The sequence below is a fragment of the Pedobacter sp. FW305-3-2-15-E-R2A2 genome (assembly GCF_038446955.1).
Taxonomy (GTDB): domain Bacteria; phylum Bacteroidota; class Bacteroidia; order Sphingobacteriales; family Sphingobacteriaceae; genus Pedobacter.
Genome location: NZ_CP151803.1, coordinates 925,850 through 939,146, shown reverse-complemented (window position 1 = coordinate 939,146; position 13,297 = coordinate 925,850). Strand labels below are relative to the sequence as shown.

Below are 13,297 nucleotides of genomic sequence, written 5' to 3'. Positions count from 1 at the left end.
CTAATTTAAAGTTTCTTTTGACAAGCTATAAAAAAAAATCATCGGAGGGGGGTAACAATATTTCAGGGTTCTTGATATCTATTCGAATCACACAATTATTTAAAATTCTACAGACATGAAAAAGTTCAACCTAATCTCCACCGTATTAATTGCAATTGTTTGTTTAACCATTGCATGTAAAAAAGACAAAGGTACCAACGAAGGGATGGTACAAAACGCAAAAGATTTCACAGCGAAATTCGGCGCCCAGCAACAGACTTTACAAATCAATGCTTCCGCATTACCTCAGACGGTTACCCTTGCAGGAGGAACAAAAATTAATTTCCCTGCCGGCTCACTAACTAAAGGTGGCGTAGCAGTAACGGGTACCGTAACTGTTGAAGCCTATGAAGTTTTGAAAAGAAGTACCGTATTGTTTACCGGTGCCAATACCAATCATGCTTCAGGAGCACCACTTGCCTCCGATGGATTTATCTTTATCGATGTAAAAGCCAATGGCAGCAGTGTAGATCAAAACCTGGCGGTACCCGTAAAAATATCTATTCCTGCTAAAAGAGAAGGCGCAACCCAACTGTGGATAGGTGTAGATCAAAACAACAAACCACTGGTTGCTGCGGGTAATAATCAAATGGCCTGGCAAGCACCAAGACCACAAGCCAATGGTGCAGGTCAGAAAGAAGTAAATGCGACAAATTCGACCTTTACCTTTGATTTTGGAACACTGGGATGGATTAACTGCGATGTATTCTATAGCTATGCCAATCCTAAAACAACCATCACTGTTGAAGTAAACAACAATCCTGGAACCTTTGCCAACTTCCACGCTTTCAGCGGAGAAACGTATGTTTTCTTCTGTGCCAAAGGAAGTAATGTTGCTGCTCAGTTGTATACGCCTGCTGGAGCGAATAAAGTAAAAAGTTACGACAACATGATGCCGATCGGAGTCGAGGGACGTATGCTTTCTTTCTCTATCAAAGATGGTAGATTTTACTACGCCTCACAGGAAGTGACCATCAGTGCCGGACAGAATGTGGTTCTCACCTTAGCTGAGACTACAGAATCGGCAGTTCAGGCAGCCATCAATAGCCTCGACAGTTACTAAAAAAACAAGCGCTCCAATACCATCAGATAAGGCCCTTAACAGGGCTTTATCTTTTCTGGTTTTTAAGGATTTTATTGTTAAATTTATTAGCTAAGATGAAAAAACTAGTCTGTATACTCGCTCTACTCTCCTTTGGAACGGCATTTGCCCAGACGCAAATCGTTCCGGCGGATACTGTTCCCGCCATCATCCATCATCAATCGGAATCCAATGGAATAAAATTCAGCTCTACCTTAAGGCCACTAAGACAAATTGCCGGAGCTCCGGAACCATTTTACACTTATTTCTGGGAGTTTGGTGACGGAAGTTTTTCATTCGAGAAAGAGCCAACGCATTTTTTTCCAGACGACAAGCTTTATCAGGTGAGGCTTTTTGCAACCAACAGCTATGATGATGGCAAACGCCCGCCAACCCGGCCAAAACCATTAAAACCAGGAACCAGCAGACCAGTCCTTGCATCAAATCAAGGTTCCTCGCTCTTTAAATCCGGCGGATCTATTGAAATGAAAACCAATTGCATGCCTAAACCTGGTGATGACATGATGCTGGTATTGGGATATCGGAATAAACCGGAGAATGGCATTGCCAATTTAAGCGGTACCATTGCCTTTTTATACAACGACAAAGAATTCAATAAAGACAACTTTGAACTCGCTGAAGTCCGAAGTTATTACAACGAGAAAAAGTCGGAGATGGATAAATATGGCAGCTTCGCCGCCTTAAAACAACAAACCCTGAATCCATATACCGCCTCACTAAAAGGGCCGGCTGCTCCGGAAACTACCATCCCGGTATTTGATCCGGAAGGCAGCGCTTTGATCAAAGAAAAAATGAACGCTTTTAGAAAAGCGGAAGGTTGGAAATTCCAAAACCTAAAATCCGGACAGGAGAACTTTCTCTTTCTTCATTTAAAAACAACACCAGAAATGATTAAAGACACCAATGCGGTAGTCAAACTCACAGGCATGTTTATTCCTGACGATGCACTGGCAGCGACTGAATTTTTCACGATGGAACTGCAGATTGTAGCTTCTCATGATCCGAATAAAATGATGCTTAAAAACAGCAGAATGAATTATCGCTTTACCGGAAAAAATAGAAAATTAACCTATAAAGTTAAATTCCAAAACACGGGTAAAGGACCCGCAAAAAAGGTAGATGTTGGTGTAGCCATTCCCCCAAACCTGAATATCGCGTCAATTGAGATCCTGGATTCAAAACCCAAAATTGTAAATTGTGATGCAGCCTATGTTAATCAAAGCTGTATGGATACCGTAAGAACAGTTGATAGCGTTCATTTTGTTTTCAAAAACATTTATCTCCCAGGCTTACAGCAGAAAGGAGTGAATGATGCAGATTCCACCATGGGTTATGTGGAATATAAGATCGGATTTCTGGAAAAACCTAAAAAACTGCCCTTCAGAAGTGGCGCAGCAATTGTCTTTGACAAAAATGAGCCAATCTATACCAACAGGGCTACAGGAAAATATAAGACAGGACTATCACCGGGAATCATTGCTGGGTATGGTTTTCCATTTGAAAGCGGCAACAGTCCCTTTTCCGGACAAAAGAACATTACCCTCGGACTGAGTATTGCGCCTTATGCCCCACACCGTTACTTTTTTCAGGCGGAGCTGTACATGAACTCCTTTTCAGAAAAAGAATTCCTGATCAAAAGAACACCTGGAGATGGAAGGTTCATCCCCGTTCCGAATAGAAAAGAAGAAAAGATCGATTATGTTGATAGCACCGCAAAGATCAGGGTAGTTACGATCAACCTGGTCCCGCTACAGATCAGGCGCAATTTCAACAAATATTTCGGTGCCGGCATTGGCACATTGGTTTCCTTTAACCTTGATAAACAGGCCACACCGCTCCGAACCATTGTGCTCGAAGCAAGCGCAGCAGGAAGCAGCCCCCCGATTATAAAAAGCTTTAAAAAGATCAGCAGCAGCTTCAATGATTTTCAAAATACCTTCTTTGCCGATATTCAAGTGGGGAAGGTGCATGTTGGTCCGGCTATCGGCTTCCGTTATTTATATACTTTGCAACATAGCAACAACAGGTTAATCACTTATTTAACGTGGAAATTCTAATCAGAAAAATGATCAGGGGCAGTCTTTTCGCCTTTCTCTTATTGTTTTCAACATTCCTCGCCGCACAAAAAACAGAGGTCCTGCCTGCGCCTATAAAAAGATCGCTTGACTCACTCAAAAGAAGCAACAATCTGAGTGATTGGATCTACACCAGAATTGACTATACCCAGGCACATCCCAGGGAGACCCTCTCCTTTCTGATGAACAGCTCTGCAGACGCTTGGCGAGGCCCAAAATCTGCCGAAGAAATGCAGGCCTGGCTATTGTTATTGAGTCACCAGGGCTATAATCAAATGTATGCCGGAAATATCCTCAACTCCATCAATTGTTATGAGCAGGCTTACAATTACTGGCTGGAGCATCATGTCGATATGGACATTTCTGATTTTGTATTAAAACCCTGGGCCAATAATTATACCCGGCTTGGAGATTATGAAAAGGCGATTTTTATCCAGCAGAAAACACTAAACTTTGCCTTGAAGGAACACAATGACGAACTTACTGCTTCCACATACAATAACCTCGGCATTTCTTATCGCTCCATCGGAGATTTCAAAAAAGCCCTGGAATGTATTCAGCTGGGCAAACAAAAGGTCAAATCAACCTCGCCCCTATCTATTCTTTTAAACAATACCCTTGCTGATATTTACAGCGATAAAAATGAATTAAAGGAAGCAGAGGCGGTTATTTCCAACAATATTGCCCGACAAAAAAATACCATAAAAAATGAAGAAACGGCCTACTGGTTATTGAGCAGTTACATTACCGCCGGCGATGTTCATCTGGCCCTAAAAAATCTACCACGTTCAGCCCATTATTACCAATTGGCCTTAAAAACCAACGAACAGTATTACAAAGGAAACAGGTTACGGGAAAAAGCCCGCATCATCACCCAACTGGGGAAAATAAAATTGAGCACACTACAAGGCAAGGCGGCTTTGAGCTTTTTCAATCAAACCTTAAGTACCCTGGGGCTTTTAAATTCCGAAGGGCAGATCAATCCCAACAAAATTTTCGGCGACAACCGTTTACAGGATGTATTTTATCAACGATCCCTGGTTTACTCTCTTTTAGGAGAAGAAAAAGAAGCCCTTCAAAACATCAGATGGTCGCTTTTAGCGGGAGATAAAATCCGCTTTGAGCTCGCTGACGTAAAAACAAAACAACGTTTTCAATCGGAAACGAAGCAAATGGCAGAGAAAGCCATCGCCATCGCATTTGGATTATTGGAAAAAACCAAACAGCAGCATTATGCAGAAGTCATCCTAAACCTGATGGAACAAACCAAAGCAAGGACTTTATTGGACGACATCAGGCGTAATCAGCAACAACTGATTCTTCAAACCAAAGAACCCCTCTTTATTCAGAAACAAAATCTGGAAAGCGCCATCGCCTATCAGGAAAAAATGGCACTGCAAGATCCCGGAGATATTCATCATGCCGCAAAAACCAGCGCTGACCTGAAATTTAAACTGGAATACGTCAATAAAAAAATAAGGGAACGTTATCCCGCCCTGGCCTGGAATGTAGCTACCGAACTGAATACGGAAACCATGCTGAAAAGACTGCCTGCCAAGGCGCATTTTATCGAATTCTTTTCCGGTAGCAGCGATATTTACGCCATTGAGATCAACAACAGGCAGCTGAAGCAGGTCACCAGAATCAAGCATGCCGCAGCAGTAAAACAAAGGATCAGTAATTTTGTAGAGACCTATTACAGCCATGGCCCGGAAGCCATGATGAACGATCCTAAAGCTTTCTTCGACGCATCATACCGTTGTTACCAGACCTTAATGGGCGACTTCAGTTTTCCAAAAAATGAGCACCTGATTATTGTCCCTGACGAAGCACTGGGAAAACTTTCTTTTGAAGGACTGATTACCGATCAATCCTACCAAACCGTTATTTCCAAATGGCCATTTCTTTTGAAAAAACAAAACATTGCTTATGCTTTCTCCATCCAAACCTGGATCAACCAAAGCAAAAGAAAGCACAATAGCTTATCCGAAAAACGCGGCCTGGGAACGGAAAAATTTGCAGGATTGTTCATCACCCATCAGGGCGACAACAAACAGGCCATTCCTGCAGTTGCCCTTGAAGCAGCTTCCTTAAAAAAATTGGTCTCCGGCGAATTCTTAATGGATAAAGATGCAGGTACAAAAGATTTCCTAAAGGCCTTTGAACAGGCAGATGTGTTACACATCAGTAGCCATTCTTACCTTTCAGGTGTACGGAAAGAGCCCACGCTCTCTTTTTATGATGATCAGGTGTTCTTATTTGAGTTGTCGGCCCTGCAAAATGCACCCGGTCTGGTGGTACTCAGTGCCTGCAGAACCGCAGATGGGATGATGGCAGATGGAGAAGGCATCATTAGCCTAAGCAGAGGTTTCGCTGCCATTGGAACACAAGGCACCATTGCTACGCTCTGGAATGTAAATGATGACGCGGCCGCGAAAATAACGGCAGAGACCTATAAAAATCTACTCGGGGGAAAGGAAATCAGCCGGTCCTTACATGAAGCAAAGTTAAACTGGCTAAATAGTCCTCAGCAAAGTGCCAATCAATACCTCCCCTATTATTGGGATGCGCTCATCTTTATGGGCTATGACCAAAGCATCAACCTTCCCAAAGCGGGATGGTCTCCGATTTACTATTATAGCTCGTTTATCCTGATTGGCCTTGCCGCAGCATTTGCTTTTTACCGATGGAAAAAATGATTATTTCCCTTGTTTTAAAATGATCGCTCCCAATGGTGGGATCTGCAATACCAGGGAATTTTCACGACCATGGCAATCTACTTGTTCCGAGACCATTAGTTTTTCATTGTGCTTGCCACTTCCAAAAAACTCTTGCGCATCTGTACTAAAAATCTCTTTCCATTTGCCTTTAAATGGCAATCCAATCCGATAATTTTCCCGATATACCGGTGTCATGTTTAGGATCACAATTAAAGTGTCCTTTGCTTTGCTTCCCTTTCTAAGGTAGATATAGACAGAATGTGCGGCATCATCAGCATTGATCCATTCAAAGCCCTCATAAGAAAAACTGTGTTCATACAAGGCAGGCTCAGAACGGTATAAATTGTTAATCGCCCTTACTGTTTTCTGCATCCCCAAATGCGGTGCATGCTGGAGTAAATGCCAGTCGAGTGAGCTTTTAAAATCCCATTCATGGGTCTGAGCAAATTCATTCCCCATAAATAACAACTTTGTCCCTGGCTGCGTAAACATGTATGCATATAAAAGACGGAGGTTTGCAAACTTCTGCCACTCATCACCCGGCATTTTATAAATCATGGAAGACTTGCCATGGACCACTTCATCGTGAGAAAAAGGCAGCATAAAGTTTTCACTGAAAGCATAAGTGATGCTAAAAGTAAGCTGATGGTGATGGTACTTCCGGTTGATGGGATCATTTTTAAAATACTTTAACGTATCGTTCATCCAGCCCATCATCCATTTCATTCCGAAGCCTAAGCCCCCGGCATGTACAGGATGTGTTACGCCCGGATAAGTACTACTTTCCTCTGCGATGGTATGGACCCCTTCGAAATTACCGTAAACCGCTTCATTCAGGTCTTTTAGAAACTGAATGGCGCCCAGGTTTTCGCTTCCTCCAAATTCATTGGTGGCCGCATCTTCTTCCTTTCTCGAAAAATTAAAATACAACATAGACGCCACAGCATCCACCCGAAGTCCGTCTGCATGAAACTGATCCAGCCAATATAAAGCGTTGCTGATCAGGAAGGAGCGAACCTCATTTCTATCGTAATTAAAAATATAAGACTTCCAGTCCGGATGAAAACCTTTACGCATATCGGCATGTTCATAAAGGTGCGTTCCATCGAAATGATAAAGTCCATGCGCATCTCCTGGGAAATGTGAAGGGACCCAATCCAAGATTACCGCAATGTTGTTTTTATGCAGTTCATCGATCAGGTACATCAGTTCCTCAGGTGTTCCATGTCTGGAGCTCGCCGCGAAATATCCGGTAATCTGATACCCCCAGGAAGGAAAATAAGGATATTCCATGATTGGCATCAGCTCCACATGGGTAAAGCCCATGTCCAGAATATAAGGAACCAGGCTTTTGGCAATCTCTTTATAGGTCAGGACTCTTTTAGGCTCCGCCGGATCTCTTTGCCAGGAGCCCAGATGCAACTCATAAACAGACATCGGCTGGTTTAAGGCATTCAGCTTTGGACGCTTCTTTAACCAGGGCTTATCTCTCCATTTATAATCGGTATCCCAAATTACAGAAGCCGTTCGTGGCGGATGTTCCCAGCGCGTAGCAAAAGGATCTCCTTTCTGGATGTCTACCCCATCAAAACCTTTAATGGCATATTTATAGACTTCCCCTTTTTTCAAACCCGGTATAAAGCCTTCCCAGATACCGGAGGCATCCCAGCGCTTATTTAAAGGATGTGCGGCCTGATCCCATTTGTTAAAGTTCCCCACTACGCTCAGCTGTTGCGCATTAGGTGCCCAAACGGCAAAATAAGCACCAGCCGTTTGATCGATGTTTAGGAGATGTGCGCCCATTTTCTCATACAAACGGAAGTGCTTACCTGAAATGAATAATGAAATGTCAAAATCAGTAAACAAGCTATGTGGCCAAACGCTTTTGCTGCGTTCTTCTAAAACAGGAGTTGTCTCGATCTTTTTACCGGTTACTTTCTTATTGGAACTGCTTTTACCTGATGTGCTCATTAAAATGATTTTAACTAGTTTACATTATTCACCGTATACCTTAATCGTCATAAAATTCTTATTGGATTTGAAGCGCAGACAATTGCGTTCATCCATGTGAAAATCCAGTACATCATGCTCATCCACTGTGATCTTTTTCACTTTAAACGGAATCCCGATGATGTTATAATTGTACAGTTCGTAATTAGGCGTGTAAAGTCCGTCTACGCTCTGTTCAATCTTTAAGTTCTTTTGATCTCCCTTAACACTGAATTTCTTTTCTGAATAGATATCCTGCTCATAAGCGAAGGTATCTCCATGGTCTTCATAAAGAAAAGAATTCACTTCATAATCCGAATAATAGATATTTAACAATACTTCATCTACATTCTTTTCACCTACGTATTGCATCACCGGATATTCAGGAATCACAGATCCGGCGCGTACAAACAAAGGCATGTGATCTAAGGCCGCCTCAATATTATGCTCGCTCTCACCGTTCAGCACTTCATGCGTCCAGAAATTATACCACTTACCTTTAGGCAGGTAGACCATACGGGAAGTTGCTCCTTGTTCCAAAACCGGACAAACCAGGATTTTATCTCCAAAAGTGAATTCATCCTGACGGAAATGATTGCTCACATTTTCCTGTTCCAGCATGACCAACGGCCTCAGTATCGGGAATCCGTAACGGTGATGTTCCCAGAAAACGGAGTATAAGTAAGGCATCAAACGGTATCTTAATTCAATATAAGTCCTGTTAATGCTCGTATAAGGCTCACCAAAACTCCATGGTTCTCTTTCCGCAGTATCTCCGGCAGAGTGCGCACGCATAAATGGAGAAAACGTTCCCAGCTGAATCCAGCGGGTAAACAATTCTGCATCAGGCTCTCCGCTAAAGCCTCCGATATCAGTTCCACAGAAAGGAACGCCCGAAACAGACATCCGCTGACACTGGATATTTCCTATTTTCAGGTGCTCCCAGGTCGCTACGTTATCTCCCGTCCATACACAACCATATCTTTGCATTCCGGAATAACCCGCACGGGTAATCGTAAAGGGACGTTTATTACGCATCAGTTTTTTCAAACCGTCATACGTCGATCGTACCATCTGCATCCCGTAAACATTATGTGCTTTACGGTGAGATCCGCGGTAACCATCAAAATTATGTCTTACATCATTGGGAAATGTTCCTGCACCAAATACTGCAGGTTCATTCATATCGTTCCAGACACCAGCCACGCCAATGTCCACCAGTTCTTTATACAAATTACCCCACCATTCCCTTACTGTTGGGTTCGTAAAATCCGGAAACTGACATCTGCCTGGCCATACATGACCTTCCATAAAGTAATCATCACTCCTTCTGCAGAAGTAATTGTTTTCCTTCCCCTCTTTAAATACCCAGTAATTATCGTCCACTTTAATTCCCGGATCAATCATCACAACGGTTTTAAAGCCATCATCAGCCAGTTCCTTGATCATTCGTTTAGGGTCAGGGAAATAGTTTTTATTCCAGGTAAAGCAACGGTAGCCATCCATATAGTCGATATCCAGATAAATGGCATCACAAGGGATATTTCTGGACCTGAAGCCATCGGCGATTTCTTTCACCTTTTTCTCAGGATAATAACTCCATCGGCATTGATGATATCCCAAAGCCCATTTTGGTGGCATAGGGTGTGTCCCGGTCAGCGTTTGATATCTTTTTACCACGTCCATCATATGTGGGCCATGGATATAATAGTATTGCAGTTCTCCACCATCTGCCCAGAAACTGGTCTTTTGGTTGTCTTCCTTTCCGAAATCGAAATAAGAGCGGAACGTATTGTCAAAGAAGATCCCGTATGCGGCTTGCTGATGTACCCCCAGGTAAAATGGAATCGTCCGGTATAAAGGATCCTGATCCCATCCAAAGGAATAAGCATCGGTGTTCCAATTCTGGAAATGACGTCCCCGGAGGTTCATATTTCCGGATTTATCTCCCAGGCCAAAGAAGTTTTCCTCAGACAGGCATTTTTTTGTGGCATATACATAATAACCACCAAATTCTATATTTTCTTCCCAGTGCATTGGCGATTCATCTTCGCTCATCACCATCTGGCTCAGGTTTTCCGTAAAAGAGATGTGGAAATCGTCTTTTCCGATCTTACAGGTGATGGTATTGGTAGAAATGGCGTAATGGTCTTCCAGTTCTTCCATTTTAAAGGTCGTCACCTTTTGGTCTACTACCGGAACGGCATAAGAGAAATCATCTAAGAAAACACCATGTGGTGCCAGTCTTACCCTGATGATCTCGTCGCTCACCACCCGGATCTCAACCCTTGCATCGCCATCAGAAAAGTAAAACTTATTCCCATCCTTCTTCACCTTTTGCACTGCTGAGAGGTATTTCTTAACAATAGGCTTCAGGTCGGTAACAGGATTATTCAAATGTTGTACTGTCTCTTCAACAATTTCCTGAATTATGCCATCATCCTTTATTTCTTTCCCGTGTTCGTTTTGTTCTTCCATGAAAATCGTTTAAGTAAAAATAGCAGATCAATAGATCGTGTAATCTGTACAACTAAGGTGTTAAAATTTATATGAAAACCAAAGGATTATTTTGCAGCTTTTCCTTTGTAAGCGATAGTGTTAACCAACAAAAAGCCCCGGTTTAAATAGCCGTCACTTAACTAGCACCAGTCGAAAAACAGACAATTTCCTCTCCTCTATATGCCATAATTAAATTAGAGCATATAAAAAAACATTATCATGGAAAACTGTTCATTGGATTCGAATTTCGCATTATGTTATCCAGATCAATTCTCACAGGTAGCTCAAACCACATTAGATTTTAGTTCTATATTACTGTCCTTCCAAACATTAATATCGATTCTGCAGCTTGTATAAAACCTTTGTTTATCGGGGTATCTAAAAAACTTAAATAGGAAAAAGCATATTGCAGAGACCTCTGATTCCGAATGGCTATTATTGATTTCATTGGGTATGATTGGATAAAGAACATCTATAGCACTCAACCCTCAGTCGAACCTGGCAGCTTTTCAAAAAAAGAGTCTATCTCGATCTTTAAATGAATATTAAAGAACTAATAAGCATAAGGGCCACATGCTTGATCGTCGATGTACCCCTTATACTTATATTAATGAGAACAATTAGCAAGATAAAATTCCAGGATAAACTAGTCATTCACACAACTTCCTGTACACTTTCTTGTAGATATCAGGTCTTAATCTATACCAACAACATTGAATGTTAGTATAGCAAAACCACATGGAGAACTAAGTTTTACTACTAATGTTCCCGAGGCATTTCCTGCCGTTATTGCCATTATTCCATTCTTATAATCAGGAAAAGGATAGGCAAGTGTCCAAGTCGGAGGATGCGAGATAACTTCGAGAACCACCATATCGAAATCCCCCATCCAGGAAAAAGGCGTGTTAGCAATAAGCGAGCTATTATTGGGCCGATCTAAAGTAGTTTCGCCAACTCGGGGAGCATAACCAAATGACATTCCCGCATAAGGGAATTCAGGCCAAAATAAAGCAGAATTATTCCTTACATATACAACTTCAGATGGATTGTTGCCTAGAGTAATGCGTCTAGGTCCGTCTCCAATCGCATAAAACTCTTCAATGCAAACTCCGACGGCAACATTTTTTGTAATTTCAATATCACATGCCCCTCCAACAAGTGTAACAGTTAATATTGTCCTCTCATTTACATTATGTGGATTTGTCATCAATCCTGTAGAGTCAACTGGGAGATTAGGATTTGATGATGACCAGACCTTTGTATATATTGGAGGCAATACTGGCATAGTATATTGTTGTTGACTGCCGCAAAAGAAATCTGGGCCATTAATTTTGTATTTATTAGTATAATACTTATTAATTTTTAATCGCCCAAATCCAGTTTGGTAACTTCTCATACCATATGTAGACACATAATAGTCATATTGACCAACTTTATCACAACAATTAATTAATAACTCTTCCGTCACTTGCGTTCTGCTCAAAAAAACATTATCATGTAAAATTAAGGCTACAGCTCCCGCTACTATTGGAGTAGCAGCTGATGTACCATTAAACGAGTTAGTGTATCCTCCTAAATAAGTAGTCGTAGTGATATTTTCACCAGGAGCAATTAAGCTCATATTCCAACCGTAATTTGAAAATATTGATTTCTCATCCCAATAATTCGATGACCCAACTGAAATAACTTTTGCATGACTTGCCGGATAAGCGATTCCATCAACACCTTCATTACCGGTGGCAGCTACAACAACAGTGCCGTATCCCCCCCTCCCGGAATCCGCCAAGTTTGTCAATCGGTTATTAAATGTGGTACTTGGTGCGCCCAAACTAAAAGAACAGCTTAATACCGCGATTCCGTTAGAATATGCATAATTTAATCCCCCGACTAACCATGCATCAAGGGAATACATATTGACACTATTTGGATCAGTTGTTGGGTTGTATCCAATCCGAATTTGGTATAAGCGAGCCATATAAGCTACACCACATCCGCCAATTGAGTTGTCCCCATTTTCAAGAGCTGCACCCGCACATAATGTTCCATGTGCATCGTATCCTAAGGATAACCCGGTAGGATCGTAGGTACCCAGGAAAAAGGCAGATAAATCAGGATGTGAAGTATTTATTCCTACGTCCATAATTCCAATTGAAACGGAGCTACCTGCATTTCCCCAACACCATACATTATCAGCACCAATTCTTGGAATATGCCATTCAGATGAATACAAAGGATCATTAGGTGTATAAGCTAAAACAGGCATTGAACGAAAGAAACTAGGCTCAGCATATTCAATAAGCGGACTTTCTGAAATTTGATTCGCGATATCCAGACTATCGAATTTTTCGTTATCTGCCAAAGTCAAAAGAAACACGTTATCTCCAAATTGCTCCTTCTTAGATATTCCTCCAAATTTATCCAATAATGCATCCAAATCCTCAATCGAATATTTAGGTTTAACCCCAACAAACAGTTGATTAGTGAGGGCCATTAGTACCTTGGGGCTATCTTCTGTAGTATAAACGGCACTTATGTACTCAATTTCTGGTTGATCAAATTGAATTTGGACTCCATCAGCTAATTTTGCATTGGTCGAATTATGTAAATCCAAAATCAAAAATTTATCTTCAATTCGATTTCCTTCGACTGTTGATAATACATCTTCTCCAAAAGTTTTATTAATTCTGGACAGCACTTCTTTTTTACTTTCTAAACTTGTTGGCTCCCTAAAAGAAATAAGCACTTTATTTTGAACATTATTTAGGTAAACCCTAGACCCTTGATAATAAAAGTACCTGGGGAATTCTGGATTGAGTAGTTGATTAAGTGGCTTCATAAGCTTACAGTTTTATTTTTAGAATTCGTTAATTATT

The 13,297-nt window shown here is 41.5% G+C and carries 6 protein-coding genes; 3 read left to right on the top strand and 3 right to left on the bottom strand.

Features of this window, described 5'->3' with window-relative positions:
- Positions 1-115 precede the first annotated feature (115 nt).
- From AAFF35_RS03680 to AAFF35_RS03670, 3 genes are all read left to right on the top strand, one after another.
- Positions 116-1,102, top strand: a complete 987-nt coding sequence (locus tag AAFF35_RS03680) for a hypothetical protein (RefSeq protein WP_342331064.1) — start codon at positions 116-118, stop codon at positions 1,100-1,102.
- Positions 1,103-1,197: 95 nt separating this feature from the next.
- Positions 1,198-3,198, top strand: coding sequence for a PKD domain-containing protein (locus AAFF35_RS03675; RefSeq protein ID WP_342331063.1), 2,001 nt, complete (start codon positions 1,198-1,200; stop codon positions 3,196-3,198).
- Positions 3,186-5,915, top strand: a complete 2,730-nt coding sequence (locus AAFF35_RS03670) for a CHAT domain-containing tetratricopeptide repeat protein (protein ID WP_342331062.1) — start codon at positions 3,186-3,188, stop codon at positions 5,913-5,915. Before AAFF35_RS03675 ends, AAFF35_RS03670 begins: the two co-directional genes overlap by 13 nt.
- On the opposite strand, the gene glgB is transcribed toward AAFF35_RS03670, so the two are convergent.
- From glgB to AAFF35_RS03655, 3 genes are all read right to left on the bottom strand, one after another.
- On the bottom strand, positions 5,916-7,907 hold the full coding sequence (glgB, locus tag AAFF35_RS03665) for a 1,4-alpha-glucan branching protein GlgB (protein ID WP_342331061.1): 1,992 nt from the start codon (positions 7,905-7,907) through the stop codon (positions 5,916-5,918). It lies immediately after the preceding gene.
- Positions 7,908-7,931: 24 nt separating this feature from the next.
- Positions 7,932-10,403 (bottom strand): glycoside hydrolase family 31 protein, encoded by a 2,472-nt coding sequence (locus tag AAFF35_RS03660; RefSeq protein WP_342331060.1) that lies wholly within the window; start codon positions 10,401-10,403, stop codon positions 7,932-7,934.
- Positions 10,404-11,118: 715 nt separating this feature from the next.
- On the bottom strand, positions 11,119-13,260 hold the full coding sequence (locus AAFF35_RS03655; RefSeq protein WP_342331059.1) for a S8 family serine peptidase: 2,142 nt from the start codon (positions 13,258-13,260) through the stop codon (positions 11,119-11,121).
- Positions 13,261-13,297 lie beyond the last annotated feature (37 nt).